Source organism: Variovorax sp. J22R115 (genome assembly GCF_030317005.1).
Lineage (GTDB): Bacteria > Pseudomonadota > Gammaproteobacteria > Burkholderiales > Burkholderiaceae_C > Variovorax.
Window position 1 is genome coordinate 233192 of the sequence record NZ_JASZYM010000011.1, and the last position, 26547, is coordinate 259738.

At 66.0% G+C, this 26547-nt stretch carries 26 protein-coding genes; 7 read left to right on the forward strand and 19 right to left on the reverse strand.

The annotated features are described in order from the left end of the window. Position 1 precedes the first annotated feature (1 nt). Positions 2-520 (forward strand): TPM domain-containing protein, encoded by a 519-nt coding sequence (locus QTI04_RS20710; RefSeq protein ID WP_286617364.1) that lies wholly within the window; start codon positions 2-4, stop codon positions 518-520. 12 nt (positions 521-532) lie between these two features. On the opposite strand, the gene QTI04_RS20715 is transcribed toward QTI04_RS20710, so the two are convergent. The 19 genes from QTI04_RS20715 to QTI04_RS20805 all read right to left on the reverse strand — a co-directional run bounded on the left by QTI04_RS20715 (position 533) and on the right by QTI04_RS20805 (position 20674). Continuing rightward, on the reverse strand, positions 533-1189 hold the full coding sequence (locus tag QTI04_RS20715) for a Crp/Fnr family transcriptional regulator (RefSeq protein WP_286617366.1): 657 nt from the start codon (positions 1187-1189) through the stop codon (positions 533-535). Beyond that, the gene (pdeM, locus tag QTI04_RS20720; protein ID WP_286617368.1) at positions 1131-1793 is read right to left on the reverse strand and encodes a ligase-associated DNA damage response endonuclease PdeM; all 663 of its coding nucleotides are present in this window, start codon (positions 1791-1793) and stop codon (positions 1131-1133) included. The genes QTI04_RS20715 and pdeM overlap by 59 nt, the downstream gene beginning before the upstream one ends. Positions 1794-1830: 37 nt before the next feature. After that, positions 1831-4482 (reverse strand): ligase-associated DNA damage response DEXH box helicase, encoded by a 2652-nt coding sequence (locus tag QTI04_RS20725; RefSeq protein WP_286617369.1) that lies wholly within the window; start codon positions 4480-4482, stop codon positions 1831-1833. Further along, positions 4479-6125, reverse strand: coding sequence for an ATP-dependent DNA ligase (locus QTI04_RS20730; RefSeq protein ID WP_286617370.1), 1647 nt, complete (start codon positions 6123-6125; stop codon positions 4479-4481). The genes QTI04_RS20725 and QTI04_RS20730 overlap by 4 nt, the downstream gene beginning before the upstream one ends. Beyond that, the gene (locus tag QTI04_RS20735; RefSeq protein ID WP_286617371.1) at positions 6122-7183 is read right to left on the reverse strand and encodes a ligase-associated DNA damage response exonuclease; all 1062 of its coding nucleotides are present in this window, start codon (positions 7181-7183) and stop codon (positions 6122-6124) included. The genes QTI04_RS20730 and QTI04_RS20735 overlap by 4 nt, the downstream gene beginning before the upstream one ends. 100 nt (positions 7184-7283) lie before the next feature. Continuing rightward, entirely contained in the window at positions 7284-8450 is a 1167-nt protein-coding gene (locus QTI04_RS20740; RefSeq protein ID WP_286617372.1) for a Gfo/Idh/MocA family protein, read from the reverse strand. 132 nt (positions 8451-8582) lie between these two features. Beyond that, positions 8583-9545 (reverse strand): substrate-binding domain-containing protein, encoded by a 963-nt coding sequence (locus QTI04_RS20745; RefSeq protein ID WP_286617373.1) that lies wholly within the window; start codon positions 9543-9545, stop codon positions 8583-8585. 53 nt (positions 9546-9598) lie between these two features. Further along, positions 9599-10621, reverse strand: a complete 1023-nt coding sequence (locus tag QTI04_RS20750) for an ABC transporter permease (protein WP_286601473.1) — start codon at positions 10619-10621, stop codon at positions 9599-9601. Beyond that, positions 10590-12122: a sugar ABC transporter ATP-binding protein gene (locus tag QTI04_RS20755; RefSeq protein ID WP_286617374.1), complete on the reverse strand. Its 1533-nt coding sequence runs from the start codon at positions 12120-12122 to the stop codon at positions 10590-10592. The genes QTI04_RS20750 and QTI04_RS20755 overlap by 32 nt, the downstream gene beginning before the upstream one ends. Further along, entirely contained in the window at positions 12119-13288 is a 1170-nt protein-coding gene (locus tag QTI04_RS20760; RefSeq protein WP_286601924.1) for an ROK family protein, read from the reverse strand. The genes QTI04_RS20755 and QTI04_RS20760 overlap by 4 nt, the downstream gene beginning before the upstream one ends. Positions 13289-13513: 225 nt before the next feature. Beyond that, on the reverse strand, positions 13514-13933 hold the full coding sequence (locus QTI04_RS20765; RefSeq protein ID WP_286569566.1) for a F0F1 ATP synthase subunit epsilon: 420 nt from the start codon (positions 13931-13933) through the stop codon (positions 13514-13516). 9 nt (positions 13934-13942) lie between these two features. Continuing rightward, a complete protein-coding gene (atpD, locus tag QTI04_RS20770; protein ID WP_286601471.1) occupies positions 13943-15358 on the reverse strand; it encodes a F0F1 ATP synthase subunit beta in 1416 nt (471 codons plus the stop codon). Positions 15359-15401: 43 nt separating this feature from the next. Beyond that, positions 15402-16277 carry a F0F1 ATP synthase subunit gamma gene (atpG, locus tag QTI04_RS20775; protein ID WP_286601470.1) on the reverse strand — a complete coding sequence of 292 codons (876 nt, stop codon included), beginning with the start codon at positions 16275-16277 and terminating at the stop codon, positions 15402-15404. 21 nt (positions 16278-16298) lie between these two features. After that, complete coding sequence (gene atpA / locus QTI04_RS20780; RefSeq protein ID WP_286601469.1) at positions 16299-17852, reverse strand: F0F1 ATP synthase subunit alpha; 1554 nt, start codon at positions 17850-17852, stop codon at positions 16299-16301. Positions 17853-17889: 37 nt separating this feature from the next. Continuing rightward, positions 17890-18423 carry a F0F1 ATP synthase subunit delta gene (locus QTI04_RS20785; protein ID WP_286601468.1) on the reverse strand — a complete coding sequence of 178 codons (534 nt, stop codon included), beginning with the start codon at positions 18421-18423 and terminating at the stop codon, positions 17890-17892. A gap of 7 nt (positions 18424-18430) precedes the next feature. Beyond that, on the reverse strand, positions 18431-18901 hold the full coding sequence (locus QTI04_RS20790; RefSeq protein ID WP_286569560.1) for a F0F1 ATP synthase subunit B: 471 nt from the start codon (positions 18899-18901) through the stop codon (positions 18431-18433). A gap of 80 nt (positions 18902-18981) precedes the next feature. Beyond that, positions 18982-19248 (reverse strand): F0F1 ATP synthase subunit C, encoded by a 267-nt coding sequence (gene atpE / locus QTI04_RS20795; RefSeq protein ID WP_170855569.1) that lies wholly within the window; start codon positions 19246-19248, stop codon positions 18982-18984. A gap of 55 nt (positions 19249-19303) precedes the next feature. Next, the gene (gene atpB, locus QTI04_RS20800) at positions 19304-20173 is read right to left on the reverse strand and encodes a F0F1 ATP synthase subunit A (RefSeq protein ID WP_286601466.1); all 870 of its coding nucleotides are present in this window, start codon (positions 20171-20173) and stop codon (positions 19304-19306) included. 12 nt (positions 20174-20185) lie between these two features. After that, positions 20186-20674 carry an ATP synthase subunit I gene (locus tag QTI04_RS20805; RefSeq protein ID WP_286617375.1) on the reverse strand — a complete coding sequence of 163 codons (489 nt, stop codon included), beginning with the start codon at positions 20672-20674 and terminating at the stop codon, positions 20186-20188. A 171-nt stretch (positions 20675-20845) separates the two neighbouring features. Here QTI04_RS20805 and QTI04_RS20810 point away from each other — a divergent pair, with 171 nt between their 5' ends. From QTI04_RS20810 to QTI04_RS20835, 6 genes are all read left to right on the forward strand, one after another. Further along, positions 20846-21751, forward strand: a complete 906-nt coding sequence (locus QTI04_RS20810; RefSeq protein WP_286617376.1) for a D-amino acid aminotransferase — start codon at positions 20846-20848, stop codon at positions 21749-21751. Further along, positions 21748-22047 (forward strand): YbeD family protein, encoded by a 300-nt coding sequence (locus QTI04_RS20815; protein WP_286617377.1) that lies wholly within the window; start codon positions 21748-21750, stop codon positions 22045-22047. The genes QTI04_RS20810 and QTI04_RS20815 overlap by 4 nt, the downstream gene beginning before the upstream one ends. 26 nt (positions 22048-22073) lie before the next feature. Then, positions 22074-22730 carry a lipoyl(octanoyl) transferase LipB gene (gene lipB, locus QTI04_RS20820; protein ID WP_286617420.1) on the forward strand — a complete coding sequence of 219 codons (657 nt, stop codon included), beginning with the start codon at positions 22074-22076 and terminating at the stop codon, positions 22728-22730. A 19-nt stretch (positions 22731-22749) separates the two neighbouring features. Beyond that, entirely contained in the window at positions 22750-23748 is a 999-nt protein-coding gene (lipA, locus tag QTI04_RS20825; RefSeq protein WP_286617378.1) for a lipoyl synthase, read from the forward strand. 112 nt (positions 23749-23860) lie between these two features. Beyond that, positions 23861-25405, forward strand: a complete 1545-nt coding sequence (locus tag QTI04_RS20830; protein WP_286617379.1) for a class I adenylate-forming enzyme family protein — start codon at positions 23861-23863, stop codon at positions 25403-25405. Beyond that, positions 25386-26513 (forward strand): SLC13 family permease, encoded by a 1128-nt coding sequence (locus tag QTI04_RS20835; protein ID WP_286617380.1) that lies wholly within the window; start codon positions 25386-25388, stop codon positions 26511-26513. The genes QTI04_RS20830 and QTI04_RS20835 overlap by 20 nt, the downstream gene beginning before the upstream one ends. Positions 26514-26547: the final 34 nt, after the last annotated feature.

Consider the following 26547-nt stretch of genomic DNA (forward strand, 5'->3'; position numbering starts at 1 on the left):
CATGGCATCGATGCTTTCCCGTCTCGCGCGGCTCTGGCGCCATCGTTGGATCGACGAAGCCGAGGTGCGCCGCGCCTTGCCGATCGATCTGCTCGACCGCCTGGAGCGCCGCGTGGGCGCGAGCGAGCGGCGGCACAGTGGCGAGATCCGCATCTGCGTGGAGGCCGGCCTGCCGATGTCCTACCTGTGGCGCGACGCGCGGCCGCGCGAGCGCGCGATCACGCTGTTCGGCAAGTTGCGCGTGTGGGACACGGAGGACAACAACGGTGTGCTGATCTACCTGCTGCTCGCCGAGCACGCGATCGAGATCGTGGCCGACCGCGGCATCGACGCGCGCGTGAGCGACGACCAGTGGGCCGCGATGGCGCAGCGCATGGGCGCGGCTTTCCGCGAAGGGCGCTTCGAAGACGGCCTCACTCAGGCGCTCGAAGAAGTCTCGGCGCTGCTGGTCGAGCACTTCCCGCTCGCCGAAGGCCAGGCCGACAGCAACGAACTGCCTGACGAGCCCGTGGTGCTCTGAGGCGGAGAGACTTCAGAGATCCTGCGAATCAAGCAGCCTGCGGTTCACCGAGTGCGCCGCGTCCAGTTCGGACTGCAAGGCGCGCGTGACCTGCGAGACCGTGCGCAGCCGGCGATTGCTTTCGCGCAGCCGCTCGGCGAGCCCCTTGGACAAGCCCAGCATCAGGCGCGCCGCCGCGGCAGGGTGTTCCGCGATCAGCGTCATGAGAGCGGCGCGCGAGAGCACGCCCATCTTGACGTCGGTGATCGCCGTGCAGCTCGCCGAGCGCGGGCCACCGTCGATGACGCCCATCTCGCCGATCAGGCTGCCCGGACCGATGACGGAGATCACCACGTCCTCGCCCGGCATGCCGGTGCTCGTCTCCGCGCGGACCTGGCCCTCCAGCACGAGGACCATGTAGTCGTTGCCGACCGCATCCCCTTCTTGAAACAGGAGTGTGTCGGCCAGCACGTGCACGGGCCGCATGGCATCGACCACGACGCGCGCCTCTTCGAACGCCATGTCGGCCATCGGCGCGATTTCCGTCAACAGGTAAACGGCGTGCTCGCGCAGATCCACGCCGGGGTTCACTTCGCCAGGGTTGTCCATGGGGCCATTTTGCACATCGATTTCACACCTTCCATACGGCATCACCGCCGACCGCATAGAGACGGCGATCCGGTGCGGCATCGACCCGCCAGCCACCGGTGAACTCGCCGAAGGCAGGCAGTATCAGCTGGTCGCCCTCCTGCACGAAGCACGGCAGTCGCACGCTGTCGCGACCGCGTCCGTGCAACTTCAAGGTCGGATGGACATGGCCCGCCAGCACGAAGCGCGCAGGCTGTCGCTGAGGGTGATGGCAGGCGGCGAACGGCCCGACGGGATGCGGCTCGTCCACGACGCCGATTCGCAGCGAGGCGGGTGGGTCGCCGGCGCGGCTGTCGTGATTGCCCCGCACCAGCGTACAGGCCAGCGCCGGATGCCGGTCACGCCATGCCTCGACCGCGGCCAGCAACTGCGATGTGCGAGCCTGGGCGGCGTGCAGGAAGTCCCCGAGGAACACGATCTCGCCCGGCGCATGGCGATCGATCAGCCGATCGAGGCGCGCCAGATTCGCTTGCGTGGTGCCGCTGGGCACCGGCTGGCCGAGCGCACGGTAGGTGGCCGCCTTGCCCAGGTGGAGATCGGCGATGAACAGCACACGTTCGGCCGGCCACCACAGGGCCGGGTCGGGCAGGAGTTCGATCTGTTGGCCCGCCAATTCGACGCGGCAGGCTTTCGGGGTGGAGGTCACGCTTCGAGTTTCCCAGATGCCGGGCTGCCCAGCCGGCTCACAGCGGAGGAAGCGGCCGGGAGGCCTTGCGCTTTCTGTGCGAAGCCGCGTCCCCGGGCGCGTTCGCGTCCGACGTCTGCTCCTGGCCGAAGCGCAGCGTCTCCCTGACCTGTTCCGCATCGCCGACTTGCATCCCACCGCCCGCGGCCGTCTCCAGTTGCTGCACCATGCGCGCGATGCGGTCCGCCACGCTTTCGTTGGAGAGCTTTTCTCGGAATCGCTCCACCATCAACGGAAAGGCAAAGGGCGTGGGACGCGTCGGCGATTGCACGACCAGCCGCTGCGTCGCCATGCGCAAGAGGCTGGCACGGAGGCGGCCGATTTCCAGTTCCTGCGCGAGCAATTCCTCCTCGGCCTGCTGCAGCAGGCGATTCGCCGGGTCGTACTTGCGAAACACCTCGTAGAACAGCGAGGAGGACGCCTGAAGCTGCTTGTTGCTCCGTCTTTCACCCGGAAAGCTCTGGAAGATGAGGCCGGACACCCGCGCGATCTCGCGGAAGCGCCGCCGTGCGAGCTCGCTCGCGTTCAGCGACGCGAGCACCTCGTGCAGCAGCGCCGTGCGCTCGTCATGCTGCGCGATGGCCTCCAGCGCCTGGGCGTCATGTCCGGCCACGAGCACCTGCGGCAGCAGGGTCGGCCAGTCGACTTCCGTCGCGCTCAGCAGTTCGAAGCCGTAATCGTTCACCGCGATCGAGAAGGTGCGCGGCTCGTGCTGCGCAACGCGCCACGCAATGAGGTTCGCGAGGCCCAGGTGCACGGGTCGCCCGGCGAACGGGTAGAGGAACAGGTGCCATCCCTCGCGCGTCCTCAGCACTTCGGCGAGCAGTGTCTGCGGCGTCGGGACCGCGGACCAGCGCTGCTGGATGTCGAGCAAGGGGCGCACGCACCGGAGTTCGGCCGTGTCGTAGCGGCCTTCGCCGGCAAGCGCGAGCTGCTGCACCACGGCATCGGCCAGCGTGCTCGACAGCGGCATGCGCCCGCCATTCCAGCGCGGCACGGCGGGCCGCTTTCCGCTCGCGCGCCGGACCCAGGCCGTCATGTCGTGGATGCGGACCAGTTCCAGCAGGCGTCCGCCGAACAGAAAGCAGTCGCCGGGCTTCAGCCGCGCGACGAAGCCCTCCTCCACGCTGCCGATCTTGCCGCCGCTGACGAACTGCACCGACATGCTCGCATCGCTCACGATGGTTCCGATGTTCGACCGATGGCGACGCGCGAGCCGTGCATCGGGCACACGCCAGACGCCCGCCGCATCAGGCACGGCGCGTCGGTAGTCCGGATAGGCCGAGAGCGATGGACCGCCTTGCGACACGAAATCCAGGCACCACTGCCAGCTCTCGCGCGACAAGTTGGCATAGGCGACGGTCTCAAGCACCTCGTCGTAAAGCGCATCGGGCAGGAAACCGCCGCCCAGCGCGATCGTTACCATGTGCTGGACCAGCACATCCAGCGGCTGCTCCGGCGAAGTCCTGGCCTCGATGTGGCCGGCCGCGATCGCGGCGCGTGCAGCCGCGCCTTCCACGATTTCGATGCTGTGGGTCGGCACCAGCGTGATCCGCGACGGCCGCCCCGGCGCATGGCCCGAGCGCCCGGCGCGCTGCAGCAGTCGCGCCACGCCCTTGGGCGAACCGATCTGCAGCACGCGCTCGACCGGCAGGAAGTCCACGCCCAGGTCCAGGCTCGACGTGCAGACCACCGCACGCAGTTCGCCGTTCTTCAGGCCAAGCTCGACCCATTCGCGGACGGCACGATCGAGCGAGCCGTGGTGCAGCGCGATCTGCCCGGCCCAGTCCGGCCGCGCTTCGAGCATCGCCTGATACCAGATCTCCGATTGGGAGCGCGTGTTGGTGAAGACCAGCGTGGTGGTGCTGGCCGCGATCTCGTCGATGACCTGCGGCAGCATCGTGAGACCCAGGTGCCCGCCCCACGGAAATCGCTCGGCGCGGCCGGGCAGCAGCGAATCGATGACCAGCGTCTTGGGCACCTCGCCCTGCACCAGCACGCCCGGCTCGCTGCCCAGCAGCGTGCGCATCGCCTCATCCAGATTGCCCAGAGTGGCCGACATGCCCCACACGCGAAGCCCTGCGTTCCAGCGCCTCAGTCGAGCCAATGCAAGCTGCACCTGCACGCCGCGCTTGCTGCCGAGCAGTTCATGCCATTCATCGACGACCACCATGCGCAGCGTACCGAGCACTTCCTTCGCGTCGGCGCGCGAGAGCAGCAGCGACAGGCTCTCCGGCGTGGTCACCAGCACGGTGGGAAGCCGCTGGTTCTGTGCGCTGCGTTCGGCCGCGCTGGTATCGCCGCTTCGCGCACCGGCGCTCCAGGCGTCCGCCTCTGCACCGAAGCCGTCCAGGGCCTGCTGCAAGGCGCGCAAGGTGTCGGCCGCCAGCGCGCGCATCGGCGTCAGCCAGAGCACGGTGAGCGGCGCCGCTTGGCGAGCACCTGCGCCGGTGCGGCGCTTCGGCGCTTCACCCGCAAACGCAAGCAGCGCACCGAGCCAGGCCGCGTAGGTCTTGCCGGCACCCGTGGTGGCGTGCAGCAGACCCGATTGGCCGTCTGCGATCGCCTTCCACACTTCGCGCTGAAACCGGAAGGGCGTCCAGCCGCGTGCGGCGAACCACTCATCCAGCGCGCGCTTTGTCACCTTCATGAGGGCAGCAACGCGGCGAGCGTCTGCAAGGTGTCGGCTTCCTCCACCGGCTTGTCCTCCCGCCAGCGCAGCATGCGCGGAAAGCGCACCGCGATGCCGCTCTTGTGCCGGGTGCTTCGCGCGATACCTTCGAAGCCCAGTTCGAACACCAGCGTCGGCCGCACGCTGCGGACCGGGCCGAAGCTCTCCACGGTGGTCTTGCGGATCACCGCATCCACGCGCGCCATCTCGGCATCGGTCAACCCCGAGTAGGCCTTCGCGAAGGGAACGAGCTTGCGATCCCCGGCTTCGGACGGCCCGTCCCACACGGCGAAGGTGTAGTCGCTGTAGAGGCTCGCGCGACGGCCGTGGCCGCGCTGGGCATAGACCAGCACGGCGTCGACGGAGAGCGGATCGATCTTCCACTTCCACCACACGCCCACGTCTTTCGTGCGGCCGACGCCGTAGAGCGCATGGCGTTGCTTGAGCATCATCCCTTCGACGCCCATCGAGCGAGCGGCTTCGCGCTGGCGTGCGAAATCGTCCCAGCTTGCACCGTGCAGCATCGGGCTGGCAAGGAGCGCCGGGTGCTGCGCGTCGGCGAGCAGTTCGTCGAGCTGCACCCGGCGCTCCTGCTGCGGCAGCGCGCGCAGGTCGCGCCCCTGCCATTCGAGCAGGTCATAGGCCAGCAGCACGACGGGGATCTCGCGCAGCAGCTTCGGGCCCAGCGTCTTCCGCCCGATGCGCTTCTGCAATTCGGCAAAGGGCTGCACCCGATCGTCGCGCCACACCACGATCTCGCCGTCGAGCACCGTGCCTTCGGGCAGCGTCTCGCCCATCACCGCCAGTTCGGGGAAGCGATCGGTCACAAGCTCCTCGCCGCGCGACCACAGCCACACTTGCCCGGCGCGCTTGACCAGTTGCGCACGAATGCCGTCCCACTTCCATTCGATGATCCATTGCGACGGCGGGCCGATCGTGGTCTGGAATGCTTCGACAGGCAGGTTGAACGGATGCGCAAGGAAGAAGGGATAGGGCTGTCCGCTCGTCTGCTGATCGAGTTCGCCCGTGCTTTCCGGCGCGATCAATGCGGCGTAGTCGGCAGCCGTCGGCTGGCCGCTGACGTGCGTGTAGCCCATGAGCCGCTGCGCGACACGCTTGGGATCGAGCCCGCCGACGGCCGCCAAGGCTTGAGTGACCTGCAGCCGAGAGACGCCGACGCGAAAGCCGCCGGTGATGAGCTTGAAGTACACCAGCCGCTCTTCCGCGGCCAGTCGCTTCCATTGCGAGCGCAGGGCGTCCGCCAGTGCATCGGGCGGGGTCTTTCTCAGGGGCAGGAGATGCTGCTCGATCCAGGCCGCAAGCCCGAGGTCGTGCGTTTCGTCGGGCGGGGGCAGCAACAGCGAGATGGTCTCGGCCAGGTCGCCGACGGCCTCGTAGCTTTCGTCGAAGAGCCACTCGGGCAAGCCTGCGGCCTCTTGCGCCAGCAGCCGCAGCAACTTGGAGGGAACGAGTTGCCGCGGCTTTCCGCCGGAGAGAAAGTACACGGCCCAAGCGGCATCCTCTGGCGCGGCGCTCTGCAAATAGCGCTGCAGGGCCGCCTGCTTCGCCAGGCTTGAAGTGGTCGCGTCCAGCTCACGGTAGAGCGCGGCGAACTGCTTCATGGCGTTGCCGTGGTCGCTGCGGCCTCTGCGCCACTCTCTGCGTCCTCATCTCCGTACTCGGTCCGGAAGGCTTGCGCATCCAGGCCGTTCTCGCTCAGCCATCGCACCATCACGGCCACGCTGCCGTGCGTGACGAACACGCGTTCCGCGCCGGTCCCGGCGATGGCCTGCTGCAGACCGGGCCAGTCGGCGTGGTCCGACATCACGAAGCCGCGGTCCACACCCCGGCGCCGCCGCGTGCCGCGCAGCTGCATCCAGCCGCTCGCGAAGGCATCCGAGTAGTTGCCGAAGCGGCGCATCCATGGCGTGCCTTGCGCCGACGGCGGCGCGAGCACCAGCGCACGCTGGAGCAGCGCCGCATCGACACCCGGATCGCTCACGCGCAAAGTGGGAGGCAAGGCGACTCCGGCTGCGCGATAGACGGCGTTCAGCGGCTCGACCGCGCCGTGCACCACGATCGGTCCGATGCTCGCGTCCACGCCGTGCAGGATCCGCTGCGCCTTGCCGAACGCATAGCAGAGCAGCACCGACGCCCTGCCCTGCTGCGCGTTGGACCGCCACCAGTCATTGATCTCGGCGAACAGCACCTGCTGTGTCGGCCAGCGGTAGATCGGCAGGCCGAAGGTCGACTCGGTGATGAAGGTGTCACAAGGCACCGGCTCGAAGGGCACGCAGGTGCTGTCGGGCTCGGTCTTGTAGTCGCCCGACGCGACCCACACGCGCCCGCCATGCTCGAGCCGCACCTGTGCCGATCCAAGCACGTGGCCTGCCGGATGAAGCGACAGCCGCACGCCGTGGTGGACGATGCTCTCGCCATACGCCAGCGTCTGCAGCGCGATCTCGCCGAGCCGGTTGCGCAGCGTGCCTGCGCTGTCGGTGTGCGCGAGATAGTGGCCGTGCCCCACGCGCGCGTGGTCCGAATGCGCGTGCGTGATGACGGCGCGATCGACCGGGCGCCACGGGTCGATGTAGAAATCGCCCGGCGGGCAGTAGAGGCCCTCGGGCCGAGCGACGACGAGGTCGCTTGAAGCGGGGACATCGGTCGATGGATGGGTCATGGCGCGACCGCCATCCTAGGTCGTGCTGCCCGATCCTGCGTCGCGGCCCCGGCGCGATACGTTGTCGGTAGGGGCCTACGCCTTGGCGGCAGGGCTCAGTTCACCACGCCGTCCACTTGGCTTCGCTCTGCGCCGAAGCCACAGTGCGTTCGATGAAACGCACCCCACGCGCGCCGTCCTCTACGCGGGGATAGTCCGTGGCCAGCGGATCGACCGGCACACCCGAGAGCCGCGCGCGAATATCCGCCACGACGCCGCCATAGACATTCGCGAAAGCCTCGATGAAGCCTTCCGGATGCCCGGCCGGCAACCGGCTCGCGCGTTGTGCCGCCTCGCACAGCCAGGGCGCTCCCCGCGTGAGGATGCGCTTCGGCCCATCGTGCGGCAGATGCACCAACTCGCTCGGCCGCTCCTGCCGCCACTCGAGCGTGCCCAGCGAGCCCGAGACGCGAAGCCGCAAGTCGTTCTCCAGCCCCGTGTTGATCTGCGATGCAATCAGCACGCCGCGCGCGCCGTCCCGAAAGCGCAGCAGCACGCTGCCATCGTCATCGAGTGCACGCCCGGCCACCATCGAACTCAGGTCCGCGCAGAGGCTTTCGATCTCCAGCCCCGTGACCGTGGCCACCAGGTTCTCCGCGTGCGAACCGATGTCGCCGATGGCACCTGCCGCGCCGCTGCGCGCCGGATCACTGCGCCAGGCCGCCTGCTTGTTGCCTTCCCCTTCGAGCCGCGTCGCAAGCCAGCCCTGGTTGTATTCGACGACCACCTTGCGGATCTCGCCCAACTCGCCAGTGCGCACCATCTCCCGCGCCTGCCTGACCATGGGGTAGCCGGTGTAGTTGTACGTGACGCCAAATACCGTGCCCCTGCGCGCCACCGCGTCCACCAGCGCATCGGCCTGTTCGCCGGTATGCACGAGCGGCTTGTCGCACACCACGTGAAAGCCCGCCTCCACAAAGGCATGCGCCACCGGAAAGTGCACATGGTTCGGCGTGACGATCGAAACGAAGTCGACCCGCTCATCGAGCGGCCGCTTCACTTCGTCGTCGAGCAAGGATTGCCAATCACCGTGATTGCGGTCGTCCGCCAGGAACAGGTCGCGCCCCGACGCCTTGGCCTTCTCCGGACTCGAAGACAGCGCGCCCGCAACGAGATCGACCTGTCCGTCAAGCGCGATCGCCTTGCGATGCACCGCGCCGATGAAAGCGTCACGCCCCCCGCCAACCATGGCGTAGCGCAGCCTGCGTTGAAAAGTATCGTGAGTCATGGGTATTCATGCGCCGCGAAGCGCGCGCCGTTGGTGAAACACCGCGGAACCGGCTTTGCCGGTCCGCTGGTGTCGCCCCCGGTCAGGGGGTAGGCGAAGCGACACGAAGTGCGCGCAGCCTGGGGGGCGAGCTCAGAAAGGACTATCAGGGTGATAGAAGCTCTTCGCGTTGTCCTTCGTGATCAGCACCGAAGGAATGATCGTCGTCGCCGGCAGCTTCTCGCCCTTCAGGCGCGCCTCTGCCGTGAGCTTGATCGCGTCGTAGATGAACTTCGGCGAATAGCTCACGTCCGCGTCGATGCGCTTGTCCTTGCCGTCCATGATGGTCTTGACCATGCCCTTGGCACCGGCGCCGCCGAAGATCACCTTGATGTCGTCGCGCTTGGCCTGCTCAACCGCCTTCAGCACGCCGACGGCCATGTCGTCGTCAGCGGCCCAGATGGCGTCGATGTTCTTGAAGCGCGTCAGGTAATCCTGCGTGACCTTGAAGGCGTCGTCGCGGTTCCAGTTGGCGTACTTGGCGTCGAGCAGCTTGATGTCGGGGTAATTCTTGAGCACGCTGTTGAAGGCGTCCATGCGCTCGTTGTCGAGCGTGGTGGCAATGCCGCGCAGCGCAACAACGTTGCCTTTGCCGTTGAGCTTCTTCGCGATGTACTCGGCCGGGATCTTGCCGAAGGCGGTGTTGTCGCCCGCGACGTAGGCGTCCTGCGCGCTGGTGTCGGTCAGGCCGCGGTCGACCACGGTGACGTAGGTGCCCTTGGCCTTGACCTGGGCCACCGGCTTGGTCAGCGCGGCCGACTCGAAGGGGAAGATCACCAGCGCGTTGATCTTCGTCACCGTCGACAAGTCCTGCAGCTGGTTGGCCTGCTCGGGCGCGTTGGCTGCCGTCTTGATGGTGATCTTCAGGTCCTTGTGCTCCTTCTCCAGGTCTTTCTTTGCCTGGTTGGCCCAGTAGTTGATGCCGCCCATGAAACTGTGCGTCGCCGCCGGGATCGACACGCCGAGATTCACCGGCTCGGCCGCGAGGGCCGGAAAGGCCGCGAAGCTCGCGGCGGCGACGGCGCTCAGCGCCAGGCGTCGGGTGATGGAAGTCATGCTGCTTGTCTCCTTGTGGTGAATGAAATGGAACGGACGGAAATCCACGCGCATCAGCGTCGCCCGCGCTGCAGGAAGGCGACGACGATGATCACGATGCCCTGCACCGCCGCGTTGAGGTACACGCTGATGATGCTGGTGAGGTTCAGGATGTTGCTGATGACCGAAAGCAGGATCGCGCCGATCACGGTGCCGGTGATGCTGCCCGCGCCGCCCTTGAGCGCGGTGCCGCCGACGATCACCGCGGCGATCGCCTCCAGCTCCCACAGGAGCCCGGTCGTCGGCGATGCCGAGCCGAGCCGCGGCACGTAGAGCAGGGTCGCGATGCCGACGCAGACGCCGAGCAGCACGTAGGTGAGGATCTTCACGCCGTCCACGCCGACGGCGGCGTAGCGCGCCACCTGCTCGTTCGAGCCGATCGCCTGCACATAGCGGCCGTAAGCGGTGCGGTTGAGGATCACGCCGCCGATCACCGCGACGATGAAGAAGATCCACACCGGCACCGGAATGCCCAGCAGGCTCGCGTAGTAGACGGGCGCGTAGAGGTCCGAGAGTTCGTTGTCGAGCGTGAGCGCGCCGCCATCGGCAAAGTAGGTCAGGTACGCGCGGAAGATGCCGAGCGTGCCCAGCGTCACGATGAAGGGCTCGATACGCCCCTTGGTGATCAGCAGGCCGTGCGCAAGGCCGAAGGTCGCTCCCAGCACCACGGCGAGCACCGCGCCGAGCATCACCGCCAACAGCGGCGAGCCGAGCGCCGGGCCCATGGCATTGATGAACATGATCACGCAGCCGGCGATCAGTGCGGCCATCGAGCCCACCGACAGGTCGATGCCGCCGGAGATGATCACGAAGCACATGCCGACCGCGATGATGCCGATGAAGGCCGTGCGAGTGAGCACGTTCATCGCGTTGTCGAGCGTGGCGAAATCACCGTTGAGCAGCGTGCCGGCGATGCACAACAGCACCAGGCCGATGACGGGGCCGAAGCCGTGCAGGCGGTGAAGCCAGTGCGCTTTGGCGTCGCCGCGATGGGCCGCAGCGGCCTCAGGCGTGGCTGGGGGCGGTTCCGGTGGCATGAGCGATGAGCTCCTCTTCGGTGAGATGGTCGGCGTCCAGCGTCGTGACGAGCCGGCCGGCCCGCATCACCGCGACGCGGTGGCACAGGCCGATCAACTCCATCAGTTCGGACGAGACGACGATCACGGCCAACCCCTGGCGGGCCAGGCGCTGGATCAGGAAATAGATGTCGCGCTTGGCACCGACGTCGACGCCGCGCGTCGGCTCGTCGAGCACGACGACCTTGGGTTGTGGCTGCAGTACCTTGGCGAGCGCCAGCTTCTGCTGGTTGCCGCCAGAGAGCGACGAGGCGCGCGCATCGAGATCGCCGGTGCGAATGCCGTAGTCCTTCACGGCGTCGGCCAGCGCGGCGCGTTCTGCGTCGGGCTGGAGCCACGGCTTGGCGTAGCGTTCGAGCGCCATGAGCGTGAGGTTCTGGCGCAGGCCCAGGTGCACGTGCAGGCCCTTGCCCTTGCGGTCTTCGCTGAGGTAGGTCAGGCCGTGCAGGGCAGCCTGGCGAGGGTTGCGCAGGCTCACCGCGCGGCCCTGGATCTCTACCGTGCCGCTCGCGGGGCGCAGGCCCAGCAGGCCTTCGAACAGCTCCGTGCGACCGGCACCCACCAGACCTGCGAAGCCGAGGATCTCGCCGGGGCGCACTTCGAAGCTCGCGCTGTCGGCCCAGCCAGGCACCGTGAAGTTGCGCACCTGCATCGCGGGCGCGGAGTCCGTGACCACCGCATCACGGGGCGGATACAGGTCGGCCAACTCACGGCCGACCATCAGATTCGCCATCTGGTGGCGTGTGACGTCCGACGTCAGCGCCCGGGTCACGAAGCGGCCGTCGCGCATCACGATCACTTCGTCCGTCACGCGCTCCACTTCGTCGAGCTTGTGCGAGATGTAGACGATGGTCACGCCGTCCGCGCGGAGTTGCGCGATCAGCTTGAAGAGGCGTTCGGTTTCGCCGGGCGTGAGCGTGGCGGTGGGCTCGTCCATGATCAGCAGGCGCGCATGGCGCGAGACGGCCTTGGCGATCTCGACCAACTGCTTTTCGGCGACGATCAGTCGGCGCACTTTGCTCGTCGGATCGATATTCAGCCCGACCTGCGCGAGCGCGGCGGCGGCGTCGCGCTCCATCGCCACGTCGTCGAGCAGCCAGCCCCTCTTCTTTTCGTGGCCGAGGAAGATGTTCTGCGCGACGCTCAGGTCTTCCGCAAGGTTGAACTCCTGGTGGATCAGCACGATGCCCAGCGCCTCCGCATCACGCGAACTGGCGAACTCGTGCAGCTCGCCGTTGACTCGCAAGCTGCCGCCCGTCAGCGATTCGTAGCCCGCTAGGATCTTCATCAGCGTCGACTTGCCCGCGCCGTTCTCGCCGAGCAAGCCGTAAATGCGGCCGGGTTCGAGCGAGAAGCTCACGCCGTGCAGCACCTCGACGGGGCCGAAGGACTTCACCACCTTCTCGAATTCGACAGAGACGGCCGCCTTGGGGCTCAGCACTTGGGGGTTCGATGGGCTCATGGCGCCACTCCCCGGGCCTTGAGCGTCTCTTGCATGGCCAGCACGCCCGCGCCGATGAGACCGCCCTGCGCGCCCAGCGGCGTGTACTGGATCTCCAGGTGCCGCGTCGACAGGGCCAGCGAGCGCTGATACACGCTCTGGCGCACGGCCGCGAGAAACAGCGGCCCGATGCGCGTGATGCCGCCGCCGATGAACACGTGCGACGGATTGAAGAAGTTGACGATCGACGCAAGCATTTGGCCGATCAGGCTGCCGGCGCGCTGCACGATGGCGTTGGCCGCCGCATCGCCGGCACGGCTGGCCTGGCCGACATCCACTGCTTCGATGCGGCCTTGCGTGCGCAGGCATTCGGCCAGCGCCGCGCTCTCGCCGGCTTCGGCTGCCTGAACCGCCATGCGGGTGATCGCCGGACCCGCCGCCATCGCCTCGACGCATCCGAGATTGCCGCAGTGGCAGCGCGGGCCTTCCTGGTCGACGCAGATGTGGCCGACGTCGCCGGCAGAACCGGCGGCGCCGCGATACACCTCGCCATGGCACACGATGCCGCAGCCGATGCCGGTGCCCACCTTGATCACGAGGAAGTTGGAGAGCGAACGCTTCAGCCGCCACAGTTCGCCCAGCGCCATCAGGTTGACGTCGTTATCGACGAACACTGGCGCTGCGTAGTCTTCGCGTAGATAGTCGCGGATCGAGAAGCTGTCCCAGGCCGGCATCAGCGGCGGGTTGACCAGTTGCCCGATTTCGAAGTTCACGGGGCCCGGCACACCGATGCCGATGCCGATGACCTGCCTGGCGTCGAAGCCCGCCCGCGCCAGAAGCTCGCGGACCAGCACGCGTACGCGGGCCAGCACGACACCCGGGCCTTCGCGCACGTCGGTAGGTTCCGCGTGGTGCGCCAGCACCGCCAGGTCGGGGGCAAGAACGGCCACATCGAGGCTCGTGGCGCCGATGTCGACACCCACCAGCGCGCCAAGGCCGCCATGCAGTTGCAGGTTTTCGGGGCGCCGGCCGCCCGACGACCGCTGCAGTCCCGCTTCCGCGAGCAGCCCCTGCTCGACGAGGCCGGCGATCAGCGAGTTGGCCTTGCTCTTGGAGAAACCCAGTTGTTCGGCCATGCCATGGCGCGACCCGCCGGCTGACCAGAAGGTGGTCTCCAGCAGTTGCATCTCGTCCGCGGTCAGTCGGCTCCAAGGGGCCAAGCGTTGTCTCCGTCGTGTTCTTCTTTGCCTCCGCCGGTGTGACAGGTCGGAGCGCAGGCGAATACTAGGGTCGGAGCTTCAGCCGAACAAGACTTAACTTCGGACAAATTCGAGCCGAAGTGACGCTAAAGCGACGCGCAAATGAAAAAAGCCGCCCGAAGGCGGCTTTTTGTTCGAAGCGAGCGGTGCCGCTTACTTCTTCTGGCGGTACTTGCGCAGTGCGGCCAGTTGGGCAGCCATCACGGCCAGTTCCGACTGAGCCATCGCGATGTCGATGTCCGTCTTGGCGTTCTTCAGCGCTTCCTCGGCGGCGGCCTTGGCCACGTTGGCTTTCTCGTCGTCGAGGTCCTTGCCGCGGATCGCGGTGTCGGACAGCACGGTCACCGTGTTGGGTTGCACTTCCAGGATGCCGCCGGCCACGAAGACGAATTCCTCGCCGCCGTCGGCCGTTTCAATGCGCACCGCGCCGGGGCGGATGCGCGTGATCAGCGGCGTGTGGCGCGGGTAGATGCCGAGCTCGCCAGCTTCGCCGGGGAGCGCGACGAACTTGGCCTCGCCCGAGAAGATGGACTCCTCGGCGCTGACCACGTCCACGTGAATGGTGCCTGCCATGGTGATTCCTTAAGCGACCTTCTTGGCCTTTTCGAACGCCTCGTCGATGCCGCCCACCATGTAGAACGCTTGTTCCGGCAGGTGGTCGGCTTCGCCGTTCACGATCATCTTGAAGCCGCGGATGGTCTCCGACAGCGGCACGTACTTGCCAGGCGAGCCGGTGAACACTTCGGCAACGTGGAAGGGCTGCGACAGGAAGCGCTGGATCTTCCGGGCGCGCGCCACGGCCAGCTTGTCTTCCGGTGCCAGTTCGTCCATGCCCAGAATCGCGATGATGTCGCGCAGTTCCTTGTAGCGCTGCAGCGTGCCTTGCACGGCGCGGGCCACGTTGTAGTGCTCTTCGCCAACCACCAGCGGGTCGAGCTGGCGCGAGGTCGAGTCCAACGGGTCCACGGCTGGGTAGATACCGAGCGAGGCGATGTCACGCGACAGCACCACGGTCGAGTCCAAGTGGGCGAAGGTCGTGGCGGGCGACGGGTCGGTCAAGTCGTCGGCAGGGACGTACACGGCCTGGATCGAGGTGATCGAGCCGACCTTGGTCGACGTGATCCGCTCTTGCAGGCGGCCCATTTCCTCGGCCAGCGTCGGCTGGTAGCCCACGGCGGAAGGCATGCGGCCCAGCAGAGCCGACACTTCGGTACCGGCCAGCGTGAAGCGGTAGATGTTGTCGACGAAGAACAGAACGTCACGGCCTTCGTCGCGGAACGACTCGGCGATGGTCAGGCCGGTCAGCGCCACGCGCAGACGGTTGCCCGGGGGCTCGTTCATCTGGCCGTAGACCATGGCCACTTTCGACTCAGGCAGGTTCTCGAGGTTCACGACGCCGGAGTCCGCCATCTCATGATAGAAGTCGTTCCCTTCGCGAGTGCGCTCACCCACGCCGGCAAACACGGACAGACCCGAGTGCGCCTTGGCGATGTTGTTGATGAGCTCCATCATGTTCACGGTCTTGCCCACGCCGGCGCCGCCGAACAGGCCCACCTTGCCGCCCTTGGCGAACGGGCAAACCAGGTCGATCACCTTGATGCCGGTTTCCAGCAGGTCTTGCGAGGGCGAGAGTTCGTCGTACTCGGGTGCCTTGCGGTGGATCGAGGCGGTGAGCTCCTGGCCCACGTCCCCACGCTCGTCGATGGGACGACCCAGCACGTCCATGATGCGACCGAGCGTCGCCTTGCCGACGGGCACCGTGATGGGTGCGCCGGTGTTGGTCACGATCAGGCCGCGACGCAGGCCGTCGGACGAGCCGAGCGCAATGGTACGCACCACGCCGTCGCCGAGTTGCTGCTGCACCTCGAGGGTCAGCCCGCCGCCTTCGTACTTCAAGGCGTCGTAGATCTTGGGCATCTTGTCGCGCGGAAACTCCACGTCGACCACGGCGCCGATACATTGAACGATCTTGCCTTGAACTGCTTCTGCTTGAGCCATGTCTGCTCCGATAAAAATTTAAATCTGTTGAGGTCCGAAGGGCTCAGACGCCCGCGGCCGCCGCGGCGCCCGAAACGATCTCCGACAGCTCTTTGGTGATGCCTGCCTGGCGGGTCTTGTTGTAGACCAGCTTGAGTTCGTTGATCACGTTGCCCGCGTTGTCGGTGGCCGACTTCATCGCGACCATGCGCGCCGACTGCTCCGAAGCCATGTTCTCGGCCACGGCCTGGTACACCAGCGATTCCACGTAGCGCACCAGCAGCTCGTCGATCACGCTTTGCGCATCGGGCTCGTAGATGTAGTCCCACGAATGCTGGCCCTTTTCGACCTTCAGCGAGTCGGCCTGCAGCGGCAGCAGTTGCTCGACCACCGACTCCTGGCGCATCGTGTTGATGAACTTGGTGTAGCAGAGGTAGACCGCGCTGAGCTTGCCTTCGGCGTACGCGTCGAGCAGCACCTTGACGGGGCCGATCAGCTTGTCGAGATGCGGCGTGTCGCCCAGCTGGGTGACATGCGAGACCACGCGCGCGCCGACTCGGTTCAGGAACCCGAGGCCCTTGTTGCCGATCGCGACCGCCTCGATGGCGACACCAGCCGACTGCTCCTCGCGCATCTTGGCAGTCAAGGCGCGAAGCACGTTGGTGTTCATGCCACCGCACAGGCCCTTGTCGGTCGTGACGAGGATGAAGCCCGACGCCTTCGCGTCGTGCGTCTTCATGAAGGCGTGCGTGTACTCCGGGTTCGCCTGGCCGAGATTGGCCGCGATGTTGCGGATCTTCTCGCTGTAGGGGCGGGCGGCACGCATGCGTTCCTGCGCCTTGCGCATCTTCGACGCGGCCACCATTTCCATGGCCTTGGTGATCTTCTTGGTGTTCTCCACCGATTTGATCTTGCCGCGGATTTCCTTACCAGCTGCCATTGGGGCTCCTTGCGTGGTCGATCAGGCGAACGACTTCTTGAACGACGTGACGGCTGCGGTCAGCTCGGCCTCGGCGTCCTTGTCGATGGCCTTGGCCTGTTCGATCTTGTCGAGCAGCGGGCCGTGGCTGGACTTGAGGAACTGGTGCAGGCCGTGTTCGAAGGACAGAACCTTCTTCACGTCCAGGTCGTCCATGAAGCCCTTGTTGACCGCGAACAGCGAGGCACCCATCAGCGAGATGGGCAGCGGGCTGTACTGCGCCTGCTTCAGCAGTTCGGTCACGCGGGCACCGCGATCGAGCTGCTTGCGAGTCGCTTCGTCGAGGTCCGAAGCGAACTGCGCGAACGCAGCCAGTTCACGGTACTGCGCCAGGTCGGTACGGATACCGCCGGACAGGCCCTTGATGACCTTGGTCTGCGCCGACGAACCCACGCGCGACACCGAGATACCGGCGTTGATGGCGGGGCGGATACCGGCGTTGAACAGGTTGGTTTCCAGGAAGATCTGGCCGTCGGTGATCGAGATCACGTTCGTCGGAACGAAGGCGGACACGTCGCCGGCTTGCGTTTCGATGATCGGCAGTGCGGTCAGCGAACCGGTCTTGCCCTTGACTTCACCCTTGGTGAAGGCTTCGACGTAGTCGGCGTTCACGCGGGCTGCGCGCTCGAGCAGACGGCTGTGGAGATAGAACACGTCGCCGGGATAGGCTTCGCGGCCTGGCGGGCGGCGCAGCAGCAACGAGACCTGGCGATATGCCACGGCTTGCTTGGACAGGTCGTCATAGACGATCAGCGCGTCCTGGCCACGATCGCGGAAGTATTCGCCCATCGTGCAGCCCGAGTAGGCCGACACGTATTGCATGGCGGCCGATTCCGAAGCGGAGGCGGCAACCACGATGGTGTATTCCATCGCGCCAGCTTGTTCCAGAGCGCGCACCACGTTCTTGATCGACGAAGCCTTCTGGCCGATCGCGACGTAGACGCAGGTCATGTTCTGACCCTTCTGGTTGATGATCGCGTCGATCGCCACGGCTGTCTTGCCGGTCTGGCGGTCGCCGATGATCAGCTCGCGCTGGCCACGGCCGATCGGCACCATCGAGTCGATGGACTTCAGGCCGGTCTGCATCGGCTGGTCGACCGATTTACGGGCGATCACGCCGGGAGCGACCTTTTCGATCACGTCGGTCATCTTGGCGTTGACCGGACCCTTGCCGTCGATCGGCTGGCCCAGGGCATTCACCACGCGGCCGATGAGTTCGGGGCCGACCGGCACTTCGAGAATGCGACCCGTGCACTTGACGGTGTCGCCTTCGGAGATGTGCTCGTACTCGCCCAAGATCACGGCGCCGACCGAGTCGCGCTCGAGGTTCAGCGCGAGGCCGAACGACGGCGTGCCGTCGGCGCTGGGCGGGAACTCGAGCATTTCACCCTGCATCGCGTCCGACAGGCCGTGCACGCGCACAATGCCGTCGGTCACCGACACCACGGTGCCTTCGTTGCGGATGTTCGCGCTGACGCCGAGACCCTCGATGCGGCTCTTGATCAGTTCGGAAATTTCTGCGGGATTGAGTTGCATGACTCTTTCCTTCTTTCTTTGTAAGGGGCTGACGGCCTCAGGCGGCTGCCAGCGCAACTTTCATTTGTTCAAGGCGCGCTTTGACGGAGGTGTCGAGCACCTCGTCGCCGACCACCACACGAATGCCGCCGATCAGCGACGGATCCTGCTGGACCGTGACCTGCAGCTTGCGGCCGAAGCGCTTTTCGAGCGTGGCGGCAACGGTTCCCAGAGCGCTGGCATCGATCGGGAAGGCGCTGTACACCACCGCATCGGAGGAGCCGCTCTGCGCGTTCGCCAGCGTCCGGAATTGCTTCGCGATTTCCGGCAGCGCGGTGAAGCGACCGTTCTCGAGCAACGCCGTCAGGAAGTTGTTCGCTGCGGGCGGCAGCGGCGAACCGTGGGCACCGGCGACGACGCCGAGCACCTGTTCGGGCGTGGCCTTGGGGTTGTCCGCGAACTGCTGGAGCTCTGGGTTGCTGGCGATGGCTGCGACTTTTTCGAGCCATGCGCCGGCACCTGCCAGGTCCGACGAAGACGCCTTGAACAGCGCTTCGGCGTAGGGACGTGCAATGGTGGCGAGTTCTGCCATGGCTTGATCAGAGTTCCGTTTGCAGGCGGGCGAGCAAATCGGCGTGGACGGCCGGATTCACTTCCTTGCGCAGGATCTGCTCAGCGCCCTTGACGGCCAGCGCAGCGACCTGCTCGCGCAGTGCTTCACGCGCCTTGAGGGCCTGCTGGTCGGCTTCCACGCGGGCGGCCGCAACGATCTTGTTGCCTTCTTCCGTGGCGCGGGCCTTGGCCTCTTCAACGATGGCCTGCGCACGACGTTCGGCATCGGCAAGACGCTGGGCGGACTCGTTGCGCGCCTGGCCGAGTTCGACTTCCACGCGCTTGTTGGCGGCAGACAGTTCGCTCTTGGCCTTGTCGGCGGCTGCGAGGCCTTCGGCGATCTTCTGGGCACGATCGTCCAGCGCCTTCGCGATCGGCGGCCACACAAACTTCATCGTGAACCCGACAAGAATCAGGAACACGATCATCTGGATGATCAGGGTACCGGTAATGCTCACTTTTCACCCTCTCTTTGGGAATGAATCCGCGGCCATTCAACGAAGAACGACATGGGTTCGACGAGAAAGCCTGGACCCGATTACTTCGGCAGGTTGGCGATTTGCGAGAGGAAGGGGTTGGCCGTTGCGAACCACAGCGCGATACCGGTACCGATAATGAACGCGGCGTCGATCAGACCAGCCAGCAGGAACATCTTGGTTTGCAGTTCGCCCATCAGTTCGGGTTGACGTGCAGCCGATTCGAGGTACTTGCTGCCCATGATGCCGATGCCGATACAAGCACCGACCGCGCCCAGACCGATGATCAGGCCGGCGGCCAGTGCGACAAAGCTGATAACTTCCATGATGACTCCTAGAGGACTTTGGTTGAAGAGAAAAGAAAAACGAAAACGAACGGGATGATCAGTGGTGATCGTGTGCCTGGCCCACGTAGACCAGCGTCAACATCATGAACACGAAGGCTTGCAGCGTGATGATCAGGATGTGGAAGATGGCCCAGGCCGTACCCGCGATGATGTGACCCAGGGCCAGGAAGACCCCGGTAGCCGACAGGGTCCATGCGCCGCCCATGAGGGCGATCAGCAGGAAGATCAGTTCGCCGGCATACATGTTGCCGAACAGACGCATGCCGTGCGACACGGTCTTGGCGATGAACTCGATCATCTGCATCGCGAAGTTGAAGGGGTACAGCGCCCAGTGGTTGCCGAACGGCGCGGTGAAGAGCTCGTGCACCCAGCCGCCCAGGCCCTTGATCTTGATGTTGTAGTAGATGCAGATCAACAGCACCGTGACCGAGAAGCCCATGGCCACCGAGAGGTCGGCCGTCGGCACGACGCGCAGGTACGCATGGTGCGGGTCGTGGCCGGTCGCGCCGAAGAGCTGCGCCCAGATGGCGGGCAGCAGGTCGACGGGCAGCAGGTCCATCGCATTGAGCATGAAGATCCACAGGAAGATCGTCAGCGCCAGCGGACCCACGAACTTGCGGCTCTCGGCGTTGTGCACGATGCCTTTGGCCTGCTGGTCGACGACTTCGACCAGAATCTCGACCGCGGCCTGGAATCGCCCCGGCACGCCAGAGGTGGCCTTGCGCGCGGCCAGCCACAGGAGCCAGCAGCCGAGCGCGCCGAGCGCGATCGAGAAGAACAGCGAATCGAAATTGAATACGGAGAGGTCGGCGACGCCTCCGGGCTTCGAGCTTTGAAGATGCGTCAAATGGTGAACGATGTATTCACCAGCGGTCATACCGTGTTCCGCAGCGTTTTCAGCAGCCATCCGTTACTCGTCTCAAAGTTTCAGGCGCTTGGGGGCCAGCATCACCGCCACCCAAGCTGCCTTCATTGTCACCACCAAGCCGATCAGCATTGCCGGCCAGCTCAGCGCCACTACCAGCCTTGGCGCGGCGATCAGCATCGCCACCGTCAAGGCCATCTTGACCATTTCCCACAAGAAGAACCCAAACACCGCAGTGCCTGGATTCAGGGACGAAAACCGTCCGGTCAGCCCCCGTGCGAACACCGCAGATGGAATAACCACTGCCAGTGCGCCGTATCCGGCGGACCATCCCAGATTTTGCCTCCCTGTCAGACCCCAAGCGACCAACGCCACCAGCAGTCCCGCAACGACCTGAACCGCGATCACGCGCCATGGCGAGATCAACGGCTTCCTGTCGCGTAGCCGTTGGGCCTCCTCGGCGGTCAACGGCTTGAAATCCTCGTCCAGATCGGAACTGTCCTCATGGACGTTCTTCGAGACATCGCGGGCGATTGTTTTCATTGGAATGAAGCCCGGATGACGACCCAGAATTTCTACAAAGCCATTGATTATAGGTAAAAAGCCACGGGGTTCCGCCGAGTTCGAGGGGCAGTGGAGGAAATGATCCTTGCGCCCCGCTGCGGTATCGCCCCAGGGTTGGAATCCGCGGAAGCGCCCCCACGATAATTCCTCATGCACCCGATCACAGACGCCCTCCCCGACTCGCTCTGCTACCTCGACGGAAGCTACACCGCGCTGCGGGATGCCAAGGTCAGCGTGCTCGATCGGGGCTTCATCTTCGGCGACGGCGTTTACGAGGTCGTGCCCGTCTACGGTGGGAGTCTGTTCTGCTTCGACGAGCACATGGCCCGCCTCGATCGTTCGCTCTCCGAGCTGCAGATCAAGAACCCTCTCTCCCACGCGGAATGGCGTGCGGTTGCCATTCGCCTGATCGATGCTGCACCGTCCGCGGTGCGTGCGGGCATGCAAGGCGTCTATATCCAGGTGACGCGCGGCGTGGCTCCCCGCGACCACGCGATGCCGCAGGGCCTCACGCCGACGGTGTTCGTCATGGTCAATCCGATGAAGCCGGTGCCTGAAGCGGTTCGTGCCAAGGGCGTCGCCTGCGTGAGCGCGCAGGACTTCCGCTGGCAGAAAGCACACATCAAGAGCACCAGCCTGCTGGGTGCGGTGCTGGCGCGACAGATCAGCGTCGAGGCCGGTGCGGCCGAAACCATCATGTTCCGCGGCGACTGGCTCAGCGAGGCCTCGTCCAGCAACGTCTGGGTGGTGAAGCGCGGTGCAGTGTTCGGCCCACCCAGGGACGAGCTGGTGCTGGCCGGCATTCGCTACGGGCTGATCGAGCGGATCTGCGCCGACGCCGGAATCCCGTTCACGCTGCGACGCATCGCGCGCAACGAAGTGTTCGACGCCGACGAGCTCCTGCTGTCATCTGCCAGCAAGGAAGTGCTGCCCGTCGTGACGCTCGACGGACAAACGATCGGCACCGGTCGCCCCGGCCCCATCTACCAGGCGCTCCATGCCGGCTATGAGCAGGCGAAGGCGCGCAGCACGCAAGACAACGGAGTCACCGCATGAACACCCCCACCCCGCCGGAAGCGCCGATCGACGCGCGCAAGGAATCGCTGATCGAGTACCCCTCGCAGTTCCCGATCAAGGTCATGGGCGCGAAGGTCGACGGCTTCGTGCACGCCGTGACGTTGATCGCCGAGCAGTTCGACCCGAACTTCGACGCGACGACCATCGAACTTCGCCCCAGCAAGGCCGGCAACTACCTCGGCGTGACGATCACCGTCACCGCCACCAGCCGCGAGCAGCTCGACGACCTGTACCGCGCCCTGTCGAGCCATCCGATGGTGAAGGTGGTGCTCTGATCGCTGCCTGGGCGCCCGATGTCGCGCTGCTCGGCCGCGTCGACTATGCCGAGGCCTACGCCGCGATGCGGCAATGGACTCAGGAGCGCGACGCGGACTCGGCCGACGCGCTCTGGCTCTGCGAGCACGCACCGGTCTACACCCAGGGCCTCGCGGGCAAGGCCGACCATCTGTTGAACCCGGGCAATATTCCGGTCGTGCAGACCGACCGCGGCGGCCAGGTGACTTATCACGGGCCCGGCCAGGTGGTCGCCTACCCGCTGATCGACCTGCGGCGTGCCGGTTACTACGTCAAGGAATACGTCTACCGCATCGAGGAATCGGTGATCCGCACGCTCGCTCATTTCGGCGTCACCGGCCACCGCGTGGGCGGTGCCCCCGGCATCTACGTGCGGCTCGACGATCCCTTCTCGCATGCCGCGCTCACCGGCCCCGTGCATCCCAACGACCCGTTTCGCGGCCTCGGAAAAATCGCCGCACTCGGCATCAAGGTCAGCCGCCACTGCACCTACCACGGCGTCGCGCTCAACGTGGCGATGGACCTGGAACCCTTCTCGCGCATCAACCCTTGTGGCTACGCGGGGCTGAAAACCGTCGATCTTTCTACAATCGGCGTTCAAACAACCTGGGACGAAGCCGCGCAGGTGCTGGGCAACAAGCTCGGCGCCTACCTCGCACCTTGAGCCCCGCCAAAGAGAAGCCATGAGCACACTCAATGTTGTCCGCGACGCCCAGAGCTCCGAGGACTACAACCCCCTCGCCAAGCAGAAGGCCGCGGCCAAGCTCTCGCGCATCCCCGTCAAGGTGGTCCAGGGCGAAGTCCTCAAGAAGCCCGAATGGATCCGTGTCAAGGCCGGCTCGCCCACGACCCGCTTCTACGAGATCAAGCAGATCCTGCGCGAAAGCAACCTGCACACCGTCTGCGAAGAGGCTTCGTGCCCCAACATCGGCGAGTGCTTCGGCAACGGCACCGCGACCTTCATGATCATGGGCGACAAGTGCACGCGGCGCTGCCCCTTCTGCGACGTCGGCCACGGCCGCCCCGACCCGCTCGACAAGGATGAGCCGCTCAATCTCGCAAAGACGATCGCGAAGCTGCGTCTGAAGTACGTGGTGATCACGAGCGTGGACCGTGACGACCTGCGCGACGGCGGCAGCCAGCATTTCGTGGACTGCATCCGCAACATCCGCGAGCTCTCGCCGCAGACGCAGATCGAGATCCTGGTGCCCGACTTCCGCGGCCGCGACGACCGCGCGCTTGAGATCCTCAAGGCCGCACCGCCGGACGTGATGAACCACAACCTCGAGACCGCGCCGCGCCTTTACAAGGAAGCACGCCCGGGCAGCGACTACCAGTTCAGCCTCAACCTGCTGAAGAAGTTCAAGGCGCTGCACCCCGACGTGCCGACCAAGAGCGGCATCATGGTCGGCCTCGGCGAGACCGACGAAGAGATCCTGCAAGTGATGCGTGACATGCGCGCGCATGACATCGACATGCTGACGATCGGCCAGTACCTCTCGCCCAGCAACAGCCACCTGCCGGTGCGCCGCTACGTGCATCCCGACACCTTCAGGATGTTCGAGGAAGAGGCCTACAAGATGGGCTTCAGCCACGCCGCCGTCGGCGCGATGGTGCGCAGCAGCTACCACGCGGACCAGCAGGCGCATGGGCTCACCCCCAGGTCGGCTCACTCCGTGTAGCCTCCCACCCCCTACCGGGGGCAACACCGGCGGCCCGGCAAAGCCGGCTCCGCGGTGTTTCGCGAAGGGGCCTGGCTTCGCCGGCCGAGTTGCTGAATCCATTGAGCAAGATATGAGCGATTTCGAGACAGCCATCAACCTTGACTTTGGCGTGATTGCCGAGCTTGTCCATCTCCATGCGCAGGCAAGCCCGGAACGGGCAGCACTCGCGGATGCCACTCGCACGTTCAGCTACGGCGAACTCGACGCACTGATGGACCGCATCGCGGCCAGTCTGCAGCGCGACGGCTTGCAGGCCGGCGATGCGATCGCGGTCTGCGCGGCATCCAGCGTCAACTACGCGGCCGTGTTCCTGGGTGCGCTGCGTGCGGGCGTTGCGGTCGCGCCGCTGGCGCCCGGCTCCACGCCCGCGAGTCTCGCGCGGATGATCGAGGACGCCGGTGCGCGCATCCTGTTCGTCGACGAGGCGGCAGCGGAAGTCATCGGACCCGCCGCGTCCGGCGCCATCCCGCGCATCGCGCTCGACGGGTCCCGCGCGGGCGTCGACTTCGAGGCCTGGCTCGAGTCGGCCGGCGCGCGGCCGACTGCGGTTGAACTGCAACCTTCGTCGCCCTTCAACATCATCTATTCGTCCGGCACCACCGGCGAGCCCAAGGGCATCGTGCAGGGCCACGGCATGCGCTGGGCGCACGTGAAGCGCGGCGCGAAGTACGAGTACGGGCCCGACACGGTCACGCTGCTGTCGACGCCGCTCTATTCCAACACCACGCTGGTCGTGTTCTTCCCGACCATCGCATTCGGCGGCTGCGTCGTGCTGATGCCGAAGTTCGACGCCGCCGGTTACCTGAAGCTGGCGGAACGCCATCGCGTGACGCACACGATGCTGGTGCCAGTGCAATACCAGCGGCTGATGGCGCACCCCGATTTCGGCGCGCACGATCTTTCGAGCTTCCGCTTCAAGTTCAGCACCAGCGCGCCCTTCAACGCAGCCTTGAAGGGCGACGTGCTCGCGCGCTGGCCCGGCGGCCTGATCGAGTTCTACGGCATGACCGAGGGCGGCGGCACCTGCATCCTGGAAGCCCATTTGCACCCGGACAAGCTGCACACCGTCGGCCGCCCGGCCGAAGGCAGCGACATCCGGCTGATCGACGAAGCCGGCAAGGAAGTCGCGCGTGGCGAGGCCGGCGAAGTCGTGGGCCACTCGGCCGGAATGATGGTCGGCTACCACCGCCAGCCCGCCAAGACGCGCGAGGCCGAGTGGTTCGATCCGGAAGGCAAGCGCTTCATCCGCACCGGCGATGTCGGCCGCTTCGACGATGACGGCTTTCTCACGCTGTTCGATCGCAAGAAGGACATGATCATCAGCGGCGGCTTCAACATCTATCCGAGCGATCTCGAAGCGGTGCTGCGTGGCCATGCGGCGGTGGCGGATGCCGCCGTGATCGGGGTGCCTTCGGAGCAGTGGGGCGAGACGCCCGTGGCCTTCGTGGTGCGGCGCGCCGGGGACGCCACGACGGCCGAGGCACTCCTGCAGTGGGTCAACGCTCAGCTGGGCAAGACGCAACGGCTCGCGCGCCTGCAGTTCATCGACGAACTTCCGCGCAGCGCGATCGGCAAGGTGCTCAAGCGCGAACTGCGTGAACTCGACGCCCGCTGAGGCGGCGCCGGCCGACGCCGAGCACGGCGGCGGCAACGGCCTTCTGTGGGTGTTGCTGGCCGCGGCTGTCGTCTTCGCGGTGGTCCGTCCGCGTGCGCCGATGGACTACCTCCGGCTCGTGGACTGGCAGACCGTCGGCGCGCTGGCCGGCCTGCTGGCGATCACGCAGGGCGTCGAGCGCAGCGGCATGCTGCAGGCCGCCGCGGCGCGGCTGCTGTCGCGCACGACCGAATTGCGCAACCTGGTCTTCCTCCTCGCGGCAAGTGCTGCCGTGTTGTCGGCACTGGTGACCAACGACGTCAGCCTGTTTCTCCTGGTGCCGCTCACGCGCGTGCTGGCGACGCAGGCCCATCTACCGCTGGCACGGCTGGTCGTCATCGAGGCCCTGGCGGTCAACGCGGGGTCGGCGCTGACGCCGATCGGCAATCCCCAGAATCTCTTCCTCTGGCATCGATCGGGCGAGAGCTTCGTCGGCTTCATGGCCATGATGGCGCCGACCGTGGCAGTGATGCTGTTCTGGCTCTTCGCGGCGATCCGCTTCCTGGTGCCTCGCGCGCCGATCACACTCAAGCCGTCGACCGAAGCGGTGCCGATGCAGCCGCGCCTGCTGGCCCTGTCGGGTGTGCTCTTCGTGGGCTTCGTCATCGCGCTCGACCAGCGCTGGTTGCTTGTCGGGCTGGCAGGCGTCTTCGGCGCGTTCCTGCTGCTGCGTCCGCGCGTGCTGCTCGGCGTGGACTGGGCCTTGCTCGCGATCATCGCGCTGATGTTCGTCGACCTGCGGCAGTTGGCGGAGCTTCCCGCAGTCGCGGCGTTGCTGGGGCAGATGCCGATCGGCGAAGGATGGCGCGCCTATCTCGCGGCGATCGTCACTTCGCAGTTCATCAGCAATGTGCCGGCGACCATCCTGCTCGAGGGCTTCGTGCACGATCTGCCCGCTCTCGCGGCGGGTGTGAGCGTGGGAGGCTTCGGGTGCGTGCTGGGCTCGCTGGCGAACCTGATCGCGTTGCGCCTCGCGAAAGTGCCGAACGGGCTGCGCGAATTCCATCGCATCAGCATCCCGTTCCTGCTGGTGTGCGGCGCGTCGGCGCTGCTCTTGCGCCTGGGGTGACAGGCGCCGGCAAGGCGAGGAAAATCGCCGGCTT